The organism is Agrococcus sp. SGAir0287 (genome assembly GCF_005484985.1).
Taxonomy (GTDB): domain Bacteria; phylum Actinomycetota; class Actinomycetes; order Actinomycetales; family Microbacteriaceae; genus Agrococcus.
Genome location: NZ_CP027942.1, coordinates 557,607 through 578,105, shown reverse-complemented (window position 1 = coordinate 578,105; position 20,499 = coordinate 557,607). Strand labels below are relative to the sequence as shown.

Sequence of the window (20,499 nt, the reverse complement as noted above, 5' to 3'; positions counted from 1 at the left end):
CGCTCACTCGAGGCCCGAGTAGGTGTGCAGGCCCTTGAAGTAGACGTTCACGATCGTGAAGTTGAACAGGATCGCCGCGAAGCCGATGAGCTGCAGCCATGCCGAGCGTGTGCCGCGCCAGCCGCGCGTCGCGCGAGCGTGGATGTAGCCGGCGTAGACGACCCAGATCACGAACGTCCACACCTCCTTCGTGTCCCAGCCCCAGTAGCGGCCCCACGCGTGCTCGGCCCACACGGCGCCGGCGATGAGCGTGAACGTCCAGAAGATGAAGCCGATGACCGAGACGCGGTACGAGAGGTCCTCGAGCGCGCTCGCGCCCGGCAGCCGGTCGACGTAGGCGAGGCCCGACGCGCGCGTGCGCAGGAGCTGCAGGATGCTGAGGCCCGAGCCGAGCGCGAAGAAGCCGGTGCCGAGGGCGGCGACGAAGACGTGGATGACGAGCCAGTACGACTGCAGCGCCGGCGGCAGCGGCGTCGGCGAGACGTAGAAGTTCACGGTCGCGACGCCGAGGAAGACGGTCGCGAGGCCCGTGATGTAGACGCCGAGGAAGCGCAGGTCGCGCCACAGCTGGGCGAAGACGAAGATGCCGACGATGATCGCGATCGACGTGAGCGCGAACTCGTACATGTTCGCCCACGGCACGCGGCCGGCGGCGATGCCGCGCATGATCGTGCCCGCGACGTGCAGCACCCAGGCGAGCACCGTGAGCGAGAAGCCGACCTTCGCGAGGTTGCGTCGCGCGGGGCGAGCGGGTGCGGCCGGCGCGGGCGCCTCCGCAGCACCGCCGCCGACGGCGACGAGCTCGCGCTCGCGCACCTCGGCGGGGTCGCGGCGCCGCGCGACGTCGAAGGCGAACGCCACGAATGCGAGCGCGTACACCGCCATCGACGAGTAGACGGCGAGGAGCGAGTACGAGTCCCACGAGACGTCGGGCATGGCCTCCATCCTACTCTCGGTGGTCGTCGGCGGTCGCCGGCGGATCGTCGGCCGATCGGCCCCATCGACGCCTCGGCGGCAGCTCGTCCTCGCCGCCGCGCAGTCGGCGTGCGAGGTCGTCGACGGCGCCGGCGAGCCTGGGGTCCTCGCCGCGCGCGAGGCCCGCGAGCTCGAGGCCGTCGTCCGTCGCCTTCACCCACAGGCGGCGGCGCGGGATGAGCAGGCTCGCGAGCAGACCCGCGACGAGGGCGATCGCGCCGGCGAGCACCCAACCCTGCGTCACGTCGCGGTGCACGTCGATGACGGCGTAGCGGCGGATGCCGTCGAACGAGATCGTGCCGAGCCCGTTCGGCAGGTCGACCGTCTCGCCCGGGCCGATGAGCAGCGCGGGCTCGGGGGCGTCGCGCCCGGCGACCTGCGTCATCGCCTCGGTGTCGAGCTGGTACACCGACTGCGGCACGCCGCCGTCGAGGCCGAGGTCGCCCGTGTAGACCTGCAGCGACAGCAGCGGGTTCAGCAGGTCGGGGTAGTACGACGCGTAGGCGCCGGTCTCGAGCTGCGCCGCCGAGGGGTAGAAGAAGCCCTGCAGGCCCACCTGCTCCGCGAGGCCGTCGGGCAGCTTGACGACGCCGAGGCTCGTCATCTCCTGGTCCTGCGCCAGGAAGGGCACGACCTCGTCGAACACGACGGTGCCGTCGGCGCTCGTGATCGTGATCTCCGGCGCGTAGCCGTTCGAGATGAGGTAGAGGTCGCTGCCCTGCACGCGCAGCGGCTCGTTCACGCGGATCTGCCCGGGGTGCGTGTCGCCATCCTCCGTCACCTGCACGAAGGCGGTGAAGTCGAGGGGCTGACCGATCGCATCCGGGTTCTCGGTCTCGTAGACGACGTCGAGGCGGTCGAGGTGGATGCCGAAGGCGGGCAGGTCGTCGGCCGAGACCCACTGCCCCGTCGTCAGGGTGTCGAGGCTCGCGCCGGACAGCGAGAAGCCCTCCCCCTCGACGACGAGGCGCTGCGACTGGAAGCCGAAGCCGCTGCCTGCGACGATCGCGACGACGATGACGACGATCGAGGCGTGGAAGACGAGGTTGCCGGTCTCGCGCAGGTAGCCGCGCTCCGCCGAGACCGAGTCGCCGTAGCGCTCGGTGCGGTAGCCGAGACGACGCAGGATGCGCTCGGCGTCGCCGACGTCGCTCGCGTCGCCCGGCACGGTCTGGAACCCGACGAGCCGCGACAGGCGGGCCGGCGTGCGCGGCGGCCGCGCCCGCATCGCCGCCCAGTGATGCCGCATGCGGGGGATGACGCAGCCGACGAGCGAGACGAGCAGCAGGATCGTGATGGCCGAGAACCACGGGCTCGTGTACACGTCGTGCAGCTGCAGCGCGTCGTAGAGCCACACGAGGTCGGGGTTCTGCTCGCGCACGGCGATGACGCCGTTGGGGTCGCTCGAGCGCTGCGGCACGAGGCTGCCGGGCACCGCGGCGAGCGCGAGCATGAGCAGCAGCACGATGGCCGTGCGCATGCTCGTCAGCTGCCGCCACGCGAAGCGCACCCAGCCGATGGGGCCGAGTCGCGGACCGCCGGCGCCGGGCGACTCCGGTGCCGCGTCGACGTGGTCGGACGGGCGCATCGGGTCGACGCCGCCCGTCGCCTCGCGCCGAGGCGACGTCTTCGGCGCGCGAGGCTCAGAGGACCGTGACGACATTCCCCACCCATCCCTGGATCGCATCGGACACCTGCATCCACACGCCCGTCAGCATGAGCACGCCGAGGACGACGAGCATGATGCCGCCGACGACGTTGACGGCGCGGATGTGCCGCTTGACGAACGCGACCCCGCGCGACGCCCACCCGAACCCGATCGCGAGCACGAGGAACGGGATGCCGAGGCCGAGCGAGTAGACGAGGCCGAGCAGCGCCGCCTGCCACGCGGTGCCGGAGTCGAGGGCGAGCACGCTGATCGCCGCGAAGGTCGGGCCGATGCACGGCGTCCAGCCGACGGCGAAGACGATGCCGACGAGCGGCGCCGCCCACATCCCGCCCGCGCGCACCTGCCGCGGCTTCCAGATGCGCTGCAGCACGGTGAGCTGGCCGACGAAGACGAGCCCCATGACCACGAGGACGCCGCCGAGCACGCGCATGAGCACGTCGCGGTAGCGAAGCAGGAACTCGCTCGTCGCGCCGACGACGAACGATCCGAGCACGAACACGAGCGTGAAGCCCGCGATGAAGAGCGCCACGCCCAGCAGCAGACGGCGGCGCGAGTCCTTGCCGCCCGCGAGCGACGAGACGAGCCCGAGGTAGCCGGGCACGAGCGGCAGCACGCACGGCGACGCGAAGGCGACGACGCCGGCCGCGAGCGCGATCGGCACCGCGAGCAGCAGCTGACCGGCGAAGATCGGATCGGCAGGGCTCACGAGAGCTCGTCGTCGAGGATCGTGCCGAGGATGCTCGCCTCGGGCAGCGCTCCTGTGATGCGGGCCGCGATCGTGCCGTCGGCGGCGATCACGAGGGTCGTCGGCACGGCCGTCGGCGTGATCGTGCCGGCGAACGCGAGCTGCGCGTCGCCCGTGTCGGCGTCGAGGATCGACTCGTACGGGATGCCGAAGGTCTCGTCGAAGGCCTCGGCCTGCGCGGCGCCGTCGCGCACGTTGACGCCGATGAACGTGACGTCGCCCTCGTGCTCGGTCGCGAGCTCGGCGAGCATGGGCGCCTCGATGCGGCACGGCGGGCACGCGGCGTACCAGAAGTTCACGACCATGACCTCGCCGGTGTGGTCCTCCGACGACCATGCCTCGCCGTTCGAGAGCGTGCCGCCGAAGGTCGGCGCCGGCTCGCGGTCTCCCTGCGGGAACTCCTCGATCGCCCGGTTCCCGGACACGTAGCCCGCGTCGCCCTGGTTCGCGACGCCGTCGTCCGACGCGCACCCGGCGAGCACGGCGACGGCGACGGCCGCCAGCGCGATCGTCGCGCGGAGGGGTCGGGGCTGACGCATCACACGGCTCCCAGGTCGATGGCGTCGACGGACGCCGCGGGATCGGCGTAGCCGACCTCCACGAGGCGGTCGCCGCGACGCTCGAACGTCGTGATGGAGGAGAGCGCGCATCGCCGCGCGCGCGGATCGTGCCAGAGCCGCTGCCCGGCGAGATGACGGTGCGTGATCCAGATGGGCGCCTGGTGGCTCACCATGACGACGTCGCCCTCGTCGCCCGACTCCGCGAGCTCGTCGAGCGCATCCGTCATCGCGGCCTCGACGCGCGCGGCGATCGCCCGGTACGGCTCGCCCCACGTCGGCAGGAACGGGTTCCAGACGAGCCGCAGCATCCTCGGGTCGCGCAGGGCGCGGATCGCGGCGAGCGAGCGACCCTCGAACGCGTTCGTCGGCTCGATGATGCGGTGCTCGGTGCGCACCTCGAGCCCGGCGCGCTGCGCCCACGGCTCGGCGGACTCCTGCGCGCGCACCAACGGGCTCGCGTAGACGCGTGCGACGCGGCGGTCGACGCTCTCGGCCGCCATCGCCGCCATGCGGCGTCCTCGCTCGGTGAGCGGGTAGCCCGGGAGGCGTCCGTAGAGGATGCGCTCGGGATTGTCGACCTCGCCGTGACGCACGAGATGCAGGCGAGCGGACATGGCCGTCATGGTAGCGAGCGCGCCTATGCCTCCCGACCGGAGCCGTCCCTCACGCCAGCCCGCGCAGGGCGAGCGCCTCGCTGCGCCACCTGGCGTGCAGCGTCCACGGATCCCGACCCTCGCCGACGACGCGGAGGTGCGCGGCCACCTCGTCGGTGATGCGGAACCACTCCGTGCGCCCGATCCGCGCGTCGGAGAGCTCGGCGTGCCTGCGCTGCTCGAGCGTGCGATCGCCGCGCTCGAGCGCGACGAGCTCCTCGTGCCAGATCGCACCGAGCCGCTGCCGGAGGTTCGACGTCGTGCCCACCTTCACCCGATCCTCGAAGCGCAGGTAGTAGACGACGTCGACGCGCGGCGGCACGAGGTCGACGTCGGGCAGCTCGCCCACGCGCCACTCGCAGGTGGCGCAGACGACCCCGGTCGGCATCCGGATGCCGATGCGAGCGCCGCAGACGGGGCACGGATGGGGCAGCACGTCCTCGACGACGCCGCTCTCGGCCGCGAGCGCGAGGTGATGCTCGCACAGCGGCACGAGCGACCCGGGCCGCGCCGCCTCGGCGCAGCCCGGCACGAGGCACGCCGATGCGGTCATGCTGCGACGGTAGGCGCGACCTCCGACGTGCGTCGGTCGGCGCAGGTCGGCGTGCTCGCGATGGCTCGGGTCTCGTGACGCGTGCTCGCTGCGCTCGCGCGCTCCTCGACCAGCTGATGGAAGACGCCGCGACTGAGTGAGAACACCTTCCCCACCAGCTGGTCGAGGAGGCCGCGCCCGCAGGGCGCAGCCGTCACGAGACTCGTGTCAGAGCCACGACGTCGAGCGTCGGGACGATCGGAGGCGGCGGTGCCACGGCTCGGCGTCTCCGCGATCGCCCGGTCCTCGGCGTGCTCGCGATGGCTCGGGTCTCGTGACGCGTGCTCGCTGCGCTCGCGCGCTCCTCGACCAGCTGCAGGGGCGCCGCCCCGACCAGGCCGACGCGTGCCACCCTGGTCGCATGGGAGCCCCGCTCAACCCGTCCCTGCCCGCCAGCCACGAGGATCTCCTCGTCGACGCGCACTACGCCCACATGGCCACCGTGCGCCCCGATGGAGCGCCGCAGTCGAGCGTCATGTGGTTCGACTGGGACGGCCGTGCGCTGCGCATCACGCATACGCGCTCGCGGCAGAAGCTGCGCAACCTCGAGCACGAGGGGCGCGTGTCGTTCTCCATCCACGACCCCGCGTCGCCGCTGCGCGCCCTCGAGGTGCGCGGTCGCGTCGTCGACGTCGCCGACGACGACGCGGATGCCTCCTTCTACAAGCGACTCCAGCACCGGTACGGCATGGACTACCCCGTCGACGACGCCGACGAGCGCGTCGTCATCACGATCGCGCCCACGAAGTTCATCGCCGTCGGCGGCGGGCAGATCGTGGCGAGCAACCGCGTACGCTGACGACCGTGGCCGACGCGGGATCCACCGGCCGCTCGCGCGAGGACGCCCTCGCGACCGTGCGGCTGCTGCTGGATGCGCTCGAGGCGCAGTCGGGCGCGCGATACGCGATCTTCGCGGGCGAGCGCGGCATCGACGGCGTGCTCGACGTCGGCGACGCGTGGGTGATCGTGTGGAACGACGCCGAGCACGTGGCGACGGGCGACCCGCGTCGCGCGCTCATCGACGCCGGCCCCTACCTCGTCGCGAAGCACGGCGACGACGTCGCCATGCTGCTGCCGACCCTGCCCGTCGACGACGGCGCGGCCCGATGGCGCGCGACGCGCCGACGCTGACTCATCCGAGCCGGTCGAGCTCGCGCAACGCCTCCCGCGCACGGGCGAGGCGCTCGCGCTCCGGCTCCTCCCACCAGCGCGGCCCGCGCTCGCCGAGGCCGTGCTTCGCGACGTCGACGCGGCGGCGGGCGGCGGCGATCGCGGCCTCGTCGCCCGCCCTCCTGCCCGAGCGCACCGCCGAGCGCGCACGACCGAGGTGCGAGCGCAACGCCTGCTGCACGTCCGCGGGCAGCGACGGATCCGTGCGCCGCCACCGGCGTCCGTCGATCACGAGCCAGCGCTCGGCGTCGACGGCATCCGCATCGGTCACGTCGTCAGCATGCGGCTCGGCTCGGGCGTGCGCGAGGGGCTGGACACGGGGCGCAGCCGTCCCGTCGCCGCGCCGTAGGCTAGGCGGGTGACTGCACGTACCCTCATCGCCGACCTCGCCGCCCACGACGCCGGACCCGTCACGGTCCAGGGATGGGTCGAGACCGTCCGCGATCAGAAGCGCGTGCAGTTCGTCATCCTGCGCGACGAGTCGGGCTCCGCCCAGCTCGTGAACCCGGTGAACGACGACACCGCCGAGACCGCGGCCACGATCTCGGCGCTCATGCACGGCTCCTTCGTCACCGTCGAGGGCGAGCTGAAGCACGACGAGCGCGTGAAGCTCGGCGGCCTCGAGGTCAAGGTCGGCTCGCTCGTCGTCGAGACCGTCGCGCTCGACTCCCCCATCGACGCCGACACCGGCATCGACAAGCGCCTCGACCACCGCATGCTCGACCTGCGCCGCCCCGAGGCGCAGCTCATCTTCCGCGTGCAGACCGCCATCGAGCACGCCTTCCGCACGCGCTGGATCGACGAGGGCTTCATCGAGATCCACACCCCGAAGCTCATGGCGTCGGCGTCGGAGTCGCGCGCCGAGCTCTTCGAGGTGCCGTACTTCGAGACGACCGCCTACCTCGCGCAGTCGCCGCAGTTCTTCAAGCAGATGGCGCAGGGCGCCGGCTTCGGGAGGATCTTCGAGATCGCGCCGGCCTTCCGCGCCGACCCGTCGTTCACGTCGCGGCACGCGACGGAGTTCACGTCGGTCGACGCGGAGCTGTCGTGGATCGACTCCCACGAGGACGTCATGGCGCACCACGAGGCGCTGCTGACCGACGCGATCGCCGCCGTCGTCGAACGCTACGGCGACCGCGTGCGCGAGGCGTTCGGCATCGACCTGCAGGTGCCGACGCTGCCCTTCCCGCGCATCAGCCATGCGGAGGCGAAGGCGATCGTCGAGGCGCGCGGCCACACGATCGAGCGCGCCGACGGCGACCTCGACCCCGAGGCCGAGCGCCAGGTGAGCGCCCACGTCGCCGAGACGATGGGGCACGACTTCGTGTTCGTCACCGACTACCCCGACACGGTGCGGCCGTTCTACCACATGCGGCACGGCGAGGGCCTGACCCGTTCGTACGACCTGCTCTACAAGGGCGTCGAGATCGCCACGGGCGCGCAGCGCGAGCACCGCGTCGAGGTGCTCGAGGCGCAGGCGCGCTCGAAGGGCATGGACCCGGAGGAGCTCACGAGCTACCTCGACTTCTTCCGATACGGCGTGCCCCCGCACGGCGGCTTCGGCATGGGCCTCGCCCGCGTCGTGATGCTGATGCTCGGCCTGCCGTCCATCCGCGAGACGACCTACCTGTTCCGCGGCCCCACGCGCCTCGAGCCCTGAGCGGATCCGGGAGGAGCCACGCCATGACGACGCCCGAGCAGCACGGCCGCTACGAGGTCGCCCCGGGCGCCGTCGGCGGCCCGGAGCCGCAGTTCCACCCGGCCCCCGTGACGGGTGCGATGGCGTGGTGGATCGGCTTCCTCTACCTCGTGCCCGTGCCGGTCGTGTCGCAGATCGTGTCGTGGGTCGCGCCGGTCGTGACGCACGTGCGGCTGCGGCGGGGCGGCGGGCTCGCCGCCGAGGTGTCGCGGCAGGCTGCGAACTGGCAGCTGACCTTCGCGACGGTGACGGTGGGCGGGCTCCTGCTCAGCGCCGGGGCGCTGCTCGTCGCGGCCGCCGCGGGCGTCACGACCGACCCCCGCTGGCTCCTGCCGTGGTTCGCCATCGTGACGATCATGGGCGTCGCGACGATCGTCCACATGATCCTCGGCGGCACGAAGGCCGGCCGCGGCGAGGTGCACCGGCCGTGGGGCGCCATCGGGTTCTTCAAGCCGGTCTCGTAGGCGTCGCGCGCGCACGGTGAGACGTGCGCGGATCCCGCCCCGCGCGGGCGCGCATCGCCACGAGCCCTCGGATGCGCGCACATCCGACCGCGGCTCAGGCGAGGGCGCGCGCGATGCGGTCGCGCAGGCGCGCGGCGTCGACGCGCCACGACGCATGCGGCCGCCCGTCGACGAGCACGACGGGCACGTCCTCGCTCCAGCGCTCGGCGAGCGCGGCGTCCTGCGTCATGTCGAGCTCGACGAGCGTGACGTCGCCCGGGAACTCGCCGACCACGCCCTCGACGATCGGTCGTGCGACGTCGCACAGGTGGCAGCCGGGCTTCGCGACGAACGTGACCTCGACCATGCCTCCAGGCTAGGCCGCCAGGAACGACGAAGCGCCCGACACCGAGGTGTCGAGCGCTGGTCGAAGCAGTCGCCTACTTGCGGTTGCGACGCTGGTGACGCGTCTTGCGCAGCAGCTTGCGGTGCTTCTTCTTGGCCATGCGCTTGCGGCGCTTCTTGACGACCGAACCCATTCGATCCTCGCTTTCCGATGTCGTGACGTCTCTGCCGACCGCGGGGCGCGCCGGAGAACACTGCCGACCAGCGTATCGCACGTCGCGCACGCGCCGCGCGGCGCGGCTGCGGCCCGGACGCGGGTGGTCAGTCCTTGCGCCGCAGCCGATCGCGCGCCGACTCGATCGCGCGCGACGCCCCGCCACGACGCTCGTCGAGGCGCGCCTGCAGCTCGTCGAGCCACGACTGCAGCTCGGCGGCGCGCTGCCGCGCCTCGTGCGCGGCGTCGGCGACGCGGCGACCGAGCGACTCGCCCATCGGGGCCGGATGCTCGACGAGCTGGTTCGCGCGCTCGAGCGCCTGCTCCGCCGCGGCGCGCGCCTGGTCGGCGGCCGATCGGAACGACACGTTCGCGCCCGCCCAGGCGGCGAAGGCCGCAGCGCCGAGGCCGCCCTCGGGCGCCTGGTCGTCGCCGGCGAAGACGAAGGGCATGAGCCAGTCGTCGACCTCGTCGAGCGGCGCGGTGTCGATGCGGTAGTAGCGGTGCTGCCCCTCCTCGCGCACCTCGACGAGCCCGACGTCTCGGAGCGTCTTGAGGTGCTTCGAGACCGTCGGCTGGGCGACGCCGAGCGCCTCGACGATCTCACTGACGCTCGCCTCGCCGGACGTCGAGCGGCGCTCGAGCAGCACGCCGAGGATCTCGCGCCTCGTGGCGTCCGCGATCACGCTGAAGATGTCGGCCATGGCGACATATTGCCAGCGCGGCATGCACGGCGTCCAACGGCGCGAGCCGACGTGCACATCCGTGCGTGCGCGCGTCGAGGGCGGGACGCTCGGACGGGGCTACGCTCAGGGAGCACCGCGATGGCACGAGCGTGAGGAGCGACATGTCGCAGACCGCCGTGCAGCGCGACGGGGAGCCGGTGCTCGCACGCTTGCGCGACCGCATCGAGGCGTTCGCGAGCCAGTACCCCGCGCGCTTCGCCATCGCCGTCTTCGCGAGCCTCAACATCATCTGGACGCTGCTGTTCATGACGCCGCTCGCGACGCGCGGCGACGAGCCGCCCGCATCCTTCATCGACGCGCTCTTCACCGCCGTGAGCGTCATCTGCGTCACGGGCCTGACGACCGTCGACATGGCGACGCACTGGAGCCCCTTCGGCAACGCGCTCGTGCTCGTCGGCGTGCAGGTCGGCGGCATCGGCGTGCTGACCCTCGCCTCTCTGCTGGGCATGACCGTCGCCCGCCGCCTCGGCCTCAAGCAGCGGCTCATGGCCGCAGGCGACACGAATCCCTCCCGCGTGCGCAAGGGCGTCGTGAAGGAGGGGCAGGCGATCCGGCTCGGCGACGTCGGCGGGCTGCTGCGCATCATCGCCATCTCGGTGCTCACGATCGAGGCCGTGCTCATCGTGCTGCTGCTGCCGCGCATCCTGCTGCAGGGCGTGCCGTTCTGGGACGCGCTCTACCAGTCGGTCTACTACGCGTTCATGGCCTTCACGAACTCGGGCTTCATCCCGACGACCGAAGGCCTGACGCCGTACGCGAGCGACCCGTGGTTCCTCGGCGTCATCATGGTGGGCGTCTTCATGGGCGCGCTCGGCTTCCCCGTCTACTTCGTGCTGCTGCGCAACCTCAAGCAGCCGCGGCTGTGGTCGCTGCACGTCAAGCTCACGATCTTCGGCTCGCTCGGCCTCTTCGTGCTCGGCTCGCTCGCCTACCTCGTGCTCGAGTGGGGCAACGCATCGAGCTGGGGCACGAAGGATCCCGGCCAGCAGATCCTGCAGGCGATGTTCATGTCGACGATGTCGCGCTCCGGCGGGTTCGCGACCTACGACCTCGGCCAGCTGAACAACTCGAGCCTGCTCGTCACGGACATGCTCATGTTCATCGGCGGCGGCTCGGCATCGACGGCCGGCGGCGTCAAGGTCACGACCCTCATGATCCTGTTCCTCGCGGCGATCGCCGAGGCGCGCGGACGCAGGTCGATGGAGGCGTTCGGCCGCCGCATCCCCTCCGACGTGCTGCGCCTGGCGGTCTCGGTCGTGCTGTGGGGCGCGACGATCGTGGCGGCGTCGACGATCGTGCTGCTGCAGATCACGCACGAGCCGCTGGACTACGTGCTCTTCGACGTCATCAGCGCCTTCGCGACGTGCGGCCTCTCGACGGGCTTCACCCACGGCGACCTGCCCTGGTCTGCGAAGGCCGTGCTCGCGGCGACGATGTTCGTGGGCCGCATCGGTAGCGTTACGCTCGCCGCGGCGCTGGCTGCCAGCCAGACGCAGCAGCTGTTCACCCGCCCCGAGGAGAGGCCGATCGTTGGTTGAGCGCATCCCGCACGACGCCCCCGTGCTCGTCATCGGCCTCGGCCGCTTCGGCGCGGCGACGGCCGGGCAGCTCGCGCGCCTCGACCGCGAGGTGCTCGCGATCGACGACGACATCGCCCTCGTGCAGAAGTGGTCGGAGCGCCTCACCCACACGGTGCAGGCGGATGCGCGCTCGATCGACGCGCTGCGGCAGGTCGGCGCGCAGGAGTTCTCCATCGCCGTCGTCGCCGTCGGCTCGTCGATCGAGGCCTCGGTGCTCATCACGGCGAACCTCGTCGACCTGAAGATCCCGCAGATCTGGGCGAAGGCCATCAGCCAGAGCCACGGCAAGATCCTCAGCCGCATCGGCGCGAACCACATCGTCTACCCCGAGGCAGAGGCGGGCGAGCGCGTCGCGCACCTCGTCTCCGGTCGCATGCTCGACTACATCCAGTTCGACGACGACTTCGCGATCGTGAAGATGTACCCGCCGAAGCATCTGCGCGGCGTGCCGCTGTCGGAGTCGCGCATCCGCTCGAAGTACAACCTCACGGTCGTCGGCGTGAAGAGCCCGGGCGGCGCGTTCACCTACGCGACGCCCGACACCGTCGTCTCGGCGCACGACCTCGTCATCGTCTCGGGCAACCAGGTCGACATCGAGCGCTTCGCGGCCCTCGGCGCCTGACGTGCGCTGCCCCTGCTCGAGCGGGCTGCCGTACGCCGAGTGCTGCGGCCCGGTGCACGACGGCGCGCGCCTCGCTCCCACGGCGGAGGCGCTCATGCGCTCGCGCTACGCGGCCTTCGCGCTGCGCCGCACGGACTGGCTGCTCGCGTCGTGGGACGCCGCGACGCGGCCGGCGTCGATCGAGCCGGGCGACGAGCGCTGGATCGGGCTCGAGATCGAGGCGACCGAGGCCGGCGGGCCGTTCGACCGCGAGGGCGTCGTGACCTTCCGCGCCTCGTACGTCGAGGACGGCGAGCGCTTCGTCGTGCACGAGCGCTCGCGCTTCCGGCGGACGGATGCGTGGCGCTACGTCGACGGGGTCCAGCTGGGCTGAGGTCGGGGCTGCTGGGAGCTCGTCCTCTGACCGCTCCCTGAGGTGCGAGCGCAGCGAGCCTCGAAGGGTGCCGCGCATACCCGCTCTCTGAGGTGCGAGTGCAACGAGCCTCGAAGGTGCCCGCTCTCGCGCCGCACCTCGAACGCCCGGGCGGGACCCTTTCGAGGCTCGCTGCGCTCGCACCTCGAGGGCCGGTCATGGAGGTGCGAGCGGAGCGAGCCTCGAAGGCGGCACGCGCCCGCCCCGCGTCCGGGCGCTCAGGCGAGCGCCCTCTCGAACCTCGCTGCGCTCGCACCTCGAGGGCCGGTGGTCGTGCTCGCGGACCGCGTCGAGCGGCGCTCGGCCCGGCTAGCGGCCCGCGGCGATCTCCGCCGCGCGCGCCGCGGCCGCCGCCGTCGCGCGGTCGAAGAGCGCGCCGAGGTCGGCGTCCTGCAGCACGGCGACCGCCTGCTCCGTCGTGCCCTTCGGACTCGTCACGCGGCGGCGCAGCTCGGCGGGCTCGATGCCCGGCTCGCGCTCCCTCGCGTCGGCGAGGAGCGCGCTCGCGCCCGCGAACGTCTCCTGCACCATCGTCGCGGCCTGCTGCGGCGAGAAGCCGAGCCGCTCCGCGGTACCCGTGAGCGCCTCCATGAGCAGGAAGACGTACGCCGGACCGGACCCGGAGATCGTCGAGAGCGCGTCGATCTGCGACTCGTCGACGACGAGCACCTCGCCGACGACCTCGAAGACGGATGCGGCGAGCGCGACCTGCTCGTCGGTCGCGCGGGCGCCGCCCGCCACGCCCGTCACGCCGCGGCCGACGTGGCTCGGCGTGTTCGGCATCGCGCGCGCCACCGCGACCGACTCGGGCAGCAGCGCCTCCATCGCGGCGCACGTCGTGCCGACGGCGAGCGACACGACGATGGCGCCCGGGCGCAGCGCGGGGGCGATCTCGCTCAGCAGTTCCGCGACCATGGCGGGCTTCACGCCCACGACGACGACGTCGGCCTCCGCCGCCGCCGCGACGTTGCCGTCCGGCTCGTCCTCGAGCGCGATCGAGCGCACGCCCTGGGCGCTCGCCGCCTCCGCCTTCGCCCGCGTGCGGTTCGTCGCCGTGAGCGACGCCGCCGAGCCGTCGGCGGCGAGCCCTGCGAGGATCGCGCCTCCCATCGATCCGGCTCCGAGGATGGCGATGGACGGCAGGGAGGTGCTCATGCGCTCCAGCGTATGGTGGGCCCGTGAGCGAATCGCATGGCACGAGGGCGGTGATCGCCGCGTTCCTCGCGAACACGGGGATCGGCATCACGAAGCTCGTCGCATGGCTCCTGTCGGGGTCGGCGTCGATGCTCGCGGAGGCGATCCACTCGTTCGCCGACTCGGTGAACCAGCTGCTCCTGCTGCTCGGCGGGCGCCTCGCGCGGCGCAAGGCCGACCAGGAGCATCCCTTCGGCTACGGTCGCGAGCGGTACGTGTGGGCGTTCGTCGTCGCCCTCATCCTCTTCTCGGTCGGCGGCCTCTTCTCGATCCTCGAGGGCATCGACAAGCTGCAGCATCCGCACGAGCTCGACGAGGCATGGATCTGGCTGCCGCTCGTCGTGCTCGGCGTCGCGATCGTGCTCGAGTCGTTCAGCCTCCGCACGGCTGTGAAGGAGTCGAACGCCGTGCGCGGCAAGGCCGGCTGGTGGCGCTTCATCCGCACGTCGCGCTCGCCCGAGCTGCCCGTGATCCTGCTCGAGGACGTCGCCGCCCTCACGGGACTCGTCCTCGCCTTCTCGGCCGTGACCCTCACGATCCTCACGGGCGACCCGACGTTCGACGCCGTCGGCACGCTCGCGATCGGCGCGCTGCTCATCGTCGTCGCGATCATCCTCGCGATCGAGATGAAGTCGCTCCTCATCGGCGAGGGCGCGACGCCCGACGACCACCAGCGCATCCTCGCGGCGATGAACGGCTCCGACCACGTCGAGGCCGTCATCCACATGAAGACCCTCTACCTCGGCCCCGACGAGCTCATGGTCGCCGCGAAGGTCGCCTTCCCGCCCACGCAGAAGGTCGAGGACGTCGCGCAGGCGATCGACGCGCTCGAGCGGCACGTGCGCGACGCGGTGCCCGTCGCGCGCGTCATCTACATCGAGCCGGACATCTACGTCGCGCGGCCCGACATCGCGCCGTCGACCGACCACATCGTCATCCAGAGCGGCAACTAGGAGCGGATGATGGAGCTCGTCTACAGCCTGTTCGTCGCGGCGCACCTCATCGGCGCCTCGCTGCTCGTCGGCACGTTCTTCGTGCAGCTGCGCGCGAGGCTGGGGTTCCGCTTCCGGCTCATGTTCCTCGGCGCGAGCATCCAGATCGTCTCGGGCGTCGTGCTCTACGGCCTGCAGATCGCCTTCGACGACCCGAACCACATGAAGCTCGGCATCAAGTCGCTGATCGCGCTCGTGGTGTTCGTCGTGACGCTCGTGGCGGCCGCGCGCCAGCGACGCCTCCAGGCCACGCGCGTCGGGCTCGTCGCCACGGCGGACGGCGGGATCGCGCAGGTCGCGGGCGGCCAGGGCGTCGTCGGCGTCGTCGACGACGGGCGGCTGAAGCCGCTCTTCCACATCGCGGGCGGGCTCGCCGTCGTCAACCTGCTCATCGCCGCGCTCTGGCGCTGAGGCGCGACGGACGTCGGTCGAGCCATGGAGTGGATCGCCTGGATCGTGCTCGCGGCGGGCATCGTCGTGCTCGTCGCGATCGCGCCGCGCCTGCATCGTCGCGAGCGCGAACGGCAGCGAGTGCGTGGCACGATCCCCGGCGGCTTCGGCGTCGTCGACGAGGTGTGGCGCCCGACCGAGCACGCCGCACGGCTCGAGCGCGAGCAGCGCGAGGAGGTCGGCGACGAGGCGCCGGCGCCTGGCGAGCCGGACTGGCTGCAGGGCGTCGACCTGCCGCCCGAGCTCGCCGAGGCCGACGAGGAGGATCGCTCGCACGGCGACGAGCAGCCGCGCGACCGCGACTGACGCGCGCATGGCATCCCCGCAGACGCTCGACGTGGCGGATCGCCGCGTGCTCGCCGCGTGGGCGGCCGACTGCGCCGAGCGCGTGCTGCCGATCCTCGAGGCGGAGGCGCCGGACGAGGAGCGAGCGCGCGACGGGATCGCGCGCGCCCGGGACTTCGCACGCGGCGAGCGCGACGCCGCGGCCGAGATCCGCCGACGATTCGAGGCGGGCCGCGCAGCCGCGTCCGCGTCCACGCGCGCAGGTGCCGCCGCCGCACGAGCGGCCGGCCAGGCGTCGGGCGTCGCGCACATGGGCGCGCACGCGCTCGGCGCCGCCGCCTACGCCGCCGTCGCGGCCGAGCTCGCGTCGCCCGGCGCCGGGGATCGCGAGCGCGCGTGGCAGCTCGCGCACATGGACGACGACGTGCGCGCCGCGCTGCGGCGGCTGCCGGCGCTCGGCGCCGACGCATCCGGCCCGCTCGGCGCGGGGCTGCTCGCCTCGGGCGCGCTGGGCGAGCACATCCGTACGCTGCAGCAGGCCCTCGCGCAGCCGTGACGCCTCCTGGCGCGCCTACGCGCGGCGCTCGCCGAAGAACCCCGTGAGGAGCGCGGCGCACTCGGCCTCGAGCACGCCCGCGACCACCTCCGCACGCTGCGGGAGACGCCGCTCGCGCAGCACGTCGAGCACGCTGCCCGCCGCACCCGCCTTCTCGTCCCACGCGCCGAAGACGACGCGGGGGATGCGGGCGGCGAGGATCGCGCCCGCGCACATCGGGCACGGCTCGAGCGTCACGACGAGCGTGCAGTCGTCGAGGTGCCAGTCGCGGCGCACCGCCGCGGCGGCGCGCATCGCGACGACCTCGGCGTGCGCCGTGGGATCCGCGTGCAGCTCGCGCTCGTTGCGGCCGGTCGCGAGCACGGTGCCGTCGGGACCGACGACGACGGCGCCGACGGGCACGTCGTCGTGCTCGGCGCTCGCCGCCTGCGCCTGCGCGATCGCGAGCCGCATCCACGCCTCGTGCTTCGGTGCGTGCCGCACGCGCGCTCCTGCCTGTCCTCGCGATCGGTAGCCTGAGCCTATGCGAGTGCACGTGGCCGACCATCCGCTCATCACGCACAAGCTCACGGTGCTGCGGGATCGCGAGACGCCCTCGCCGACCTTCCGCGCGCTGACCAACGAGCTCATGACGCTGCTCGCCTACGAGGCGACGCGGAACGTGCGCGTCGTCGAGAAGGCGATCGAGACGCCCGTGACGTCGACGACCGGCGTCGCGATCGCCGAGCCGCGTCCGCTCGTCGTGCCCATCCTGCGCGCGGGCCTCGGGATGCTCGACGGCCTCATGCAGCTGCTGCCGACCGCCGAGGTCGGCTTCCTCGGCATGGCGCGCAACGAGGAGACGCTGCAGCCGTACACGTACGCCGAGCGTCTGCCCGACGACCTGTCGGACCGCCAGTGCTTCGTGCTCGATCCCATGCTCGCGACGGGCGGCTCGCTCGCCGCCGCCATCCACTTCCTCTTCGAGCGCGGCGCGGTCGACGTCACGGCGATCTGCATCCTCGGGGCGCCCGAGGGCATCGAGCGCGTGGAGCGCGAGGTCGAGGGGCACGACGTGACGCTCGTGCTCGGCGCCCTCGATGAGCGACTGAACGAGCAGGGCTACATCGTGCCCGGCCTCGGCGACGCGGGCGACCGCCTCTACGGCACGGTCGACTGACCAGCCGCGGTGCTCCGCGGGCGCCCGAGCGCCCCGAGGTGCGGTCGCTGCGCTGCGGTGCGCCTCCTGCCTGCCGGACCGTTCCGAGGTGCGGTCGCTGCACCGAGGTGCTGATGCGACGGCACCTGGATGCAGCAACCGCACCTCGCAACGATTCCGCGCCGGGTCGGCGCCGACGACGCTCCGCGACGTCACACTTCGTCATGCACGGGGCACGCCCGTGTTGACGGATTCGCGCGTCTGCTGCAAGGATCGTGCGCATGACGACGACCTTCGCTCTCTCGACCACGCCTGTGGCCAAGGGAGATGCCGGCATGATGATGCCGGCCGTCGCCATGTGTCGAATGTGCGCGTGAGGCTCGTTCCGCCCCGCACCTCCGCCCGCTCGCCGCAGCACCGCTGCCGCCAGCGCTGAGCGCTCTCCTGCGAGCCGCTCGCCCGAGCATCCTCGGGTCCGCAGAACCTCGACGCACCGCGTGCGAGACCGACGTCGGTCGCACGCTCCCCCGGAAGGCATCGCGATGTCCATCGCCATCACCCACATCCAGTCCAAGCAGTCCGCCACCGCCCCGACCGACGGCAACCTCGCCCTCTCGCCGCAGCCCGCCGCGACCGAGGCACCCGCTCGTCGCTCCCCCGTCCGCGCCGTGCCTGCCGGCACCGAGGCGCGCGGCTTCGTGCTCTACGTCGGCCTCGGCGAGGACGCGTCGGAGGCCGACGGCATCGAGCTCGCCGAGCTCGTCACCGAGCTGAAGCGCCTCACCGCGCGGCTGTCGCCCTCGGCGCAGACGCACGCCGCCGTCGCCCTCGCCCCCGCCGGCGTCGGCGGGCGCGACGTCGACGTCGTGCGTCGCGCGCTGCACGACCCGTCGCTGCGCAAGGCCGAGACGCCCACCGAGGAGCCCGCGCTCGACGTCACGATCGACCTCTCGCGCAAGCGCGTGGCGATCGGCGACGACATCGCCCCGCTCACGTACAAGGAGTTCGAGCTGCTGCAGTTCATCGTGCTCCGCGAGGGCCGCACGGTCGAGCGCACCGAGATCATCGACGCGCTGTGGCCGGATGCCGACGACGAGGCGCGCCCCAACGAGCGCACCATCGACGTGCACGTGCGTCGCCTGCGTTCCAAGCTGGGCGCCTGGTCGGACATCGTGCGCACGGTCCGCGGCGCCGGCTACCGGTTCGACCGGCACGCCGACGTCACGGTGCTCGCACCGCACGCCGCCTCGCCCGACCGCATCTAGCAGGCAGCGCGTCGCCGCCCGACGCGGCGCCGCCGAGCCTCACCGTCGCACGCGTGCGCCCGCGCGCTGCCCGCCCGCCGTCCCCGCCATCCATGCGGATGCACGGCGCGTGAGCCGCTCGAGCGGACCAGTCCCGACGAACGCGAGCCAGACGGTCGCCGCCACCAGCAGCCCGAGCGTCAGCGCCTGCCACATGGCTCCTTCCATGGCCGCCGTCGCCGACAGGCCGCCGACGAGCGCGATGACCACGATCTGCGCCGCGTAGGCGGTGAGCGGCATGCTGCCCATCGCCGCGAGCGGCAGCAGCACCCAGCGCAGCGGTCGGGACAGCAGCAGGCCGGCCCCGACGATCGCCGCGGCGAGCCCGCCCGACCCGAGGATCTCGAGCGTGCCGCCGGAGTGGGGCGCGACGTCGACCACGGCGGAGACCACCCGCATCGGGTCGGCGACGGCCGCGAGCTGCTCCGGATACGGCATCGCCGCGACCTCCTCGGGCGTCGGCTGCGCCCGTCCGGCCTCGTCCGCCGCCGATGCCGCGGCGAGGGCGTCGACCGGGTCCGCGACGAGCGCCGCCGTGCCGTAGCCGATGCCGCAGAGCACCGCGCCTCCGACGAGGAGCGCGACCGCCGTGCGCAGGCGCAGCAGGTCGCTGCGGCCGATCGCGAGCCCCGCGAGCAGGAACGGCATCCACACGGTCACGGGGTAGGTGCCGAGCACGAGGCCGATCCCCTCGCCATACGCGTCGATCGACAAGATGCGCACGATCGCCAGCAGCAGCGGACCGAGGAGCGCGAGCGCGCCCGCGGCGATCCACAGCGACCGGCGCCGCCACCGCAGGAACGGGATGATGGCGACGAAGAGGATGCCGTAGACGGTGAGCACGACGGCGATGCCCGTGCCGACGAGCTCGAGCACGCAGCCGATCGCGAAGACCACGGCGCCGCGACCGACGAGCCCGAGTCGGATGCGGGGCAGGTCGTCGACCTCGGGCGTGCGTCTGCCACCCGTGAGCAACGCGATCGAGATGCCGGCGACGAGCGCGAACAGCAGCGAGGAGCGTCCGTGGACGACGTCGGTCCACGTCTCGACGCGCGCCCAGTCGAACGCCTGCGTGACGCCGACGTGGGCGCCGATCATGCCGACGATCGCGACGCCGCGTGCGACGTCGACGCCCATGACGCGTGGCGGTCGCCCGAACGCGAGCATGCGGCGCAGCGGCGCCGAGCGCGGCTGCGCGCCGGTGCGGCGGTCGGCGCGCCGCTCGCCCGTGCCCTCCGGCGCCGACACGACCACGGCGGCGATCGGCGGCGCGTCGCCGGCTGCGGGAGCGGTCGTGCGCGGCATCTCGTCGTCCTTCGTCGGTGCGATGCGACGACGCCCCGCGGCCTCGAGCCGGCCGGCGCGCGTCGTGGGAGGCATCCTCCACCCGCGCGCGCGATCGCGCACGGATCGGGGGACGCGAGCGGTGAGCGCGGCTCGGGCGGGCGAGCCGTTCACGCCGTCGGCTCAGTCTCGATCGGGCGGCGCGAGCACCGACTCCACGTCGGCCTGCGGGCCCTCGAGGCGCACGATGGCGACGCACGCCACGGTGAGCCAGGCCCCGCTGGGCGGCACGACGGCGGGACCGAGCGTGAGGTGGGCGCGGTAGCCGGACCGCCAGTGCCGCGGCGCGTCGGCCGCGAATCCCGGCTGCCGCACGAGCGCCGTCGCGAGACGCTCGTGCGCGCGCTCGATCCCGGGCGATGCGACGAGCAGCACTGGCACGCCGCCCCGCTCCCCGAACCAGGCCATGCGACCGATCCTCGCGTCGAGGCTCCCTGCGCCGCGCAGCGCGCGATCGACGACGGCAGGCAGCGCGTCCGGGTCGTCGACGCGGAGGTTCGACGCGAGCGTGACGTGCGCAGGCCAGGCGGCACGCGGGAACGACGCGCCCGGGCGGATGGGCGCGAGCATCGCCGCGACGCACCACCGCCTCCGCTCGACGCCCACGACTGCAAGCCTCGCGCACCTCGAGCCCGAGAGCCACAGCGAAATCACAGCCTGCTGATGCCCCGCTCGTTACCGATCCGTTATAGCGTGGTGCACACGTTGATGGTTGTGCTGTGGCCATCAGCGGAGGGTGCGATCCGAGATCCACTCTGGTGCAAGGGACTGGGGCCGGTCGAGCGAACTCGACCGGCCCTTGCGCATGTCC

Annotated in this window: 26 protein-coding genes and 1 pseudogene; 13 read left to right on the top strand and 14 right to left on the bottom strand. The window is 72.8% G+C overall.

Annotation, left to right across the window (positions count from 1 at the left end; genetic code table 11):
• Window positions 1-3: 3 nt before the first annotated feature.
• Genes ccsB through C1N71_RS02660 form a run of 6 tightly spaced genes read right to left on the bottom strand, consistent with a single transcriptional unit; the run spans window position 4 to window position 5,155 of the window.
• Entirely contained in the window at window positions 4-945 is a 942-nt protein-coding gene (gene ccsB, locus C1N71_RS02685) for a c-type cytochrome biogenesis protein CcsB (protein ID WP_441297154.1), read from the bottom strand.
• A 1-nt stretch (window position 946) separates the two neighbouring features.
• Complete coding sequence (gene resB, locus C1N71_RS02680) at window positions 947-2,563, bottom strand: cytochrome c biogenesis protein ResB (RefSeq protein WP_137755003.1); 1,617 nt, start codon at window positions 2,561-2,563, stop codon at window positions 947-949.
• 55 nt (window positions 2,564-2,618) lie between these two features.
• A complete protein-coding gene (locus tag C1N71_RS02675; protein ID WP_137755002.1) occupies window positions 2,619-3,350 on the bottom strand; it encodes a cytochrome c biogenesis CcdA family protein in 732 nt (243 codons plus the stop codon).
• Window positions 3,347-3,928: a TlpA family protein disulfide reductase gene (locus C1N71_RS02670; RefSeq protein WP_175414064.1), complete on the bottom strand. Its 582-nt coding sequence runs from the start codon at window positions 3,926-3,928 to the stop codon at window positions 3,347-3,349. Before C1N71_RS02670 ends, C1N71_RS02675 begins: the two co-directional genes overlap by 4 nt.
• Complete coding sequence (locus tag C1N71_RS02665; RefSeq protein ID WP_254678068.1) at window positions 3,928-4,563, bottom strand: histidine phosphatase family protein; 636 nt, start codon at window positions 4,561-4,563, stop codon at window positions 3,928-3,930. Before C1N71_RS02665 ends, C1N71_RS02670 begins: the two co-directional genes overlap by 1 nt.
• A 49-nt stretch (window positions 4,564-4,612) precedes the next feature.
• A complete protein-coding gene (locus C1N71_RS02660) occupies window positions 4,613-5,155 on the bottom strand; it encodes a GIY-YIG nuclease family protein (protein ID WP_137754999.1) in 543 nt (180 codons plus the stop codon).
• 400 nt (window positions 5,156-5,555) lie between these two features.
• Here C1N71_RS02660 and C1N71_RS02655 point away from each other — a divergent pair, with 400 nt between their 5' ends.
• On the top strand, window positions 5,556-5,993 hold the full coding sequence (locus C1N71_RS02655) for a PPOX class F420-dependent oxidoreductase (RefSeq protein WP_137754998.1): 438 nt from the start codon (window positions 5,556-5,558) through the stop codon (window positions 5,991-5,993).
• 5 nt (window positions 5,994-5,998) lie between these two features.
• Window positions 5,999-6,325, top strand: a complete 327-nt coding sequence (locus C1N71_RS02650) for a YrhB domain-containing protein (RefSeq protein WP_137754997.1) — start codon at window positions 5,999-6,001, stop codon at window positions 6,323-6,325.
• A gap of 1 nt (window position 6,326) precedes the next feature.
• On the opposite strand, the gene C1N71_RS02645 is transcribed toward C1N71_RS02650, so the two are convergent.
• Window positions 6,327-6,635 (bottom strand): biopolymer transporter Tol, encoded by a 309-nt coding sequence (locus C1N71_RS02645; RefSeq protein ID WP_137754996.1) that lies wholly within the window; start codon window positions 6,633-6,635, stop codon window positions 6,327-6,329.
• 87 nt (window positions 6,636-6,722) lie between these two features.
• Between C1N71_RS02645 and aspS the strand changes: the two genes are divergently transcribed.
• Both aspS and C1N71_RS02635 read left to right on the top strand, forming a co-directional pair.
• On the top strand, window positions 6,723-8,024 hold the full coding sequence (gene aspS, locus C1N71_RS02640; RefSeq protein WP_137754995.1) for an aspartate--tRNA(Asn) ligase: 1,302 nt from the start codon (window positions 6,723-6,725) through the stop codon (window positions 8,022-8,024).
• A gap of 23 nt (window positions 8,025-8,047) precedes the next feature.
• The gene (locus tag C1N71_RS02635) at window positions 8,048-8,527 is read left to right on the top strand and encodes a DUF4870 domain-containing protein (protein ID WP_137754994.1); all 480 of its coding nucleotides are present in this window, start codon (window positions 8,048-8,050) and stop codon (window positions 8,525-8,527) included.
• Between the two features lie 94 nt (window positions 8,528-8,621).
• On the opposite strand, the gene C1N71_RS02630 is transcribed toward C1N71_RS02635, so the two are convergent.
• The 3 genes and pseudogenes from C1N71_RS02630 to C1N71_RS15545 form a co-directional block, all read right to left on the bottom strand.
• A complete protein-coding gene (locus tag C1N71_RS02630) occupies window positions 8,622-8,873 on the bottom strand; it encodes a glutaredoxin family protein (RefSeq protein WP_137754993.1) in 252 nt (83 codons plus the stop codon).
• A gap of 73 nt (window positions 8,874-8,946) precedes the next feature.
• On the bottom strand, window positions 8,947-9,045 hold the full coding sequence (locus tag C1N71_RS02625) for a 30S ribosomal protein bS22 (protein WP_021011861.1): 99 nt from the start codon (window positions 9,043-9,045) through the stop codon (window positions 8,947-8,949).
• A 445-nt stretch (window positions 9,046-9,490) separates the two neighbouring features.
• Window positions 9,491-9,769: pseudogene (locus C1N71_RS15545) on the bottom strand (ArsR/SmtB family transcription factor); the annotation flags it as partial.
• Between the two features lie 143 nt (window positions 9,770-9,912).
• Here C1N71_RS15545 and C1N71_RS02615 point away from each other — a divergent pair.
• Genes C1N71_RS02615 through C1N71_RS02605 form a run of 3 tightly spaced genes read left to right on the top strand, consistent with a single transcriptional unit; the run spans window position 9,913 to window position 12,386 of the window.
• Window positions 9,913-11,349 (top strand): TrkH family potassium uptake protein, encoded by a 1,437-nt coding sequence (locus C1N71_RS02615; protein WP_137754991.1) that lies wholly within the window; start codon window positions 9,913-9,915, stop codon window positions 11,347-11,349.
• Window positions 11,342-12,013 (top strand): potassium channel family protein, encoded by a 672-nt coding sequence (locus tag C1N71_RS02610; RefSeq protein ID WP_137754990.1) that lies wholly within the window; start codon window positions 11,342-11,344, stop codon window positions 12,011-12,013. The genes C1N71_RS02615 and C1N71_RS02610 overlap by 8 nt, the downstream gene beginning before the upstream one ends.
• Before the next feature lies 1 nt (window position 12,014).
• Window positions 12,015-12,386, top strand: a complete 372-nt coding sequence (locus C1N71_RS02605) for a YchJ family protein (RefSeq protein WP_137754989.1) — start codon at window positions 12,015-12,017, stop codon at window positions 12,384-12,386.
• 348 nt (window positions 12,387-12,734) lie between these two features.
• Here C1N71_RS02605 and proC read toward each other — a convergent pair whose 3' ends face one another.
• Window positions 12,735-13,580: a pyrroline-5-carboxylate reductase gene (gene proC, locus C1N71_RS02600; protein ID WP_137754988.1), complete on the bottom strand. Its 846-nt coding sequence runs from the start codon at window positions 13,578-13,580 to the stop codon at window positions 12,735-12,737.
• A 23-nt stretch (window positions 13,581-13,603) separates the two neighbouring features.
• Between proC and C1N71_RS02595 the strand changes: the two genes are divergently transcribed.
• Genes C1N71_RS02595 through C1N71_RS02580 form a run of 4 tightly spaced genes read left to right on the top strand, consistent with a single transcriptional unit; the run spans window position 13,604 to window position 15,902 of the window.
• Window positions 13,604-14,572, top strand: a complete 969-nt coding sequence (locus C1N71_RS02595; RefSeq protein ID WP_137754987.1) for a cation diffusion facilitator family transporter — start codon at window positions 13,604-13,606, stop codon at window positions 14,570-14,572.
• Between the two features lie 9 nt (window positions 14,573-14,581).
• Window positions 14,582-15,022, top strand: a complete 441-nt coding sequence (locus C1N71_RS02590) for a hypothetical protein (protein WP_137754986.1) — start codon at window positions 14,582-14,584, stop codon at window positions 15,020-15,022.
• A gap of 24 nt (window positions 15,023-15,046) precedes the next feature.
• The gene (locus C1N71_RS02585) at window positions 15,047-15,367 is read left to right on the top strand and encodes a hypothetical protein (RefSeq protein ID WP_137754985.1); all 321 of its coding nucleotides are present in this window, start codon (window positions 15,047-15,049) and stop codon (window positions 15,365-15,367) included.
• A gap of 7 nt (window positions 15,368-15,374) precedes the next feature.
• Window positions 15,375-15,902 (top strand): putative immunity protein, encoded by a 528-nt coding sequence (locus C1N71_RS02580; RefSeq protein WP_137754984.1) that lies wholly within the window; start codon window positions 15,375-15,377, stop codon window positions 15,900-15,902.
• Between the two features lie 15 nt (window positions 15,903-15,917).
• Here the strand turns inward: C1N71_RS02580 and C1N71_RS02575 are convergent, their stop codons facing one another.
• Complete coding sequence (locus C1N71_RS02575; RefSeq protein ID WP_254678183.1) at window positions 15,918-16,355, bottom strand: nucleoside deaminase; 438 nt, start codon at window positions 16,353-16,355, stop codon at window positions 15,918-15,920.
• A 70-nt stretch (window positions 16,356-16,425) separates the two neighbouring features.
• Here C1N71_RS02575 and upp point away from each other — a divergent pair, with 70 nt between their 5' ends.
• On the top strand, window positions 16,426-17,061 hold the full coding sequence (upp, locus tag C1N71_RS02570) for a uracil phosphoribosyltransferase (protein ID WP_137754982.1): 636 nt from the start codon (window positions 16,426-16,428) through the stop codon (window positions 17,059-17,061).
• A gap of 521 nt (window positions 17,062-17,582) precedes the next feature.
• Window positions 17,583-18,305, top strand: a complete 723-nt coding sequence (locus C1N71_RS02565; RefSeq protein WP_137754981.1) for a winged helix-turn-helix domain-containing protein — start codon at window positions 17,583-17,585, stop codon at window positions 18,303-18,305.
• Between the two features lie 39 nt (window positions 18,306-18,344).
• Here the strand turns inward: C1N71_RS02565 and C1N71_RS02560 are convergent, their stop codons facing one another.
• Both C1N71_RS02560 and C1N71_RS02555 read right to left on the bottom strand, forming a co-directional pair.
• Window positions 18,345-19,724, bottom strand: coding sequence for a DUF418 domain-containing protein (locus C1N71_RS02560; RefSeq protein WP_254678067.1), 1,380 nt, complete (start codon window positions 19,722-19,724; stop codon window positions 18,345-18,347).
• A gap of 87 nt (window positions 19,725-19,811) precedes the next feature.
• On the bottom strand, window positions 19,812-20,294 hold the full coding sequence (locus tag C1N71_RS02555; RefSeq protein ID WP_137754980.1) for a 2'-5' RNA ligase family protein: 483 nt from the start codon (window positions 20,292-20,294) through the stop codon (window positions 19,812-19,814).
• Window positions 20,295-20,499 lie beyond the last annotated feature (205 nt).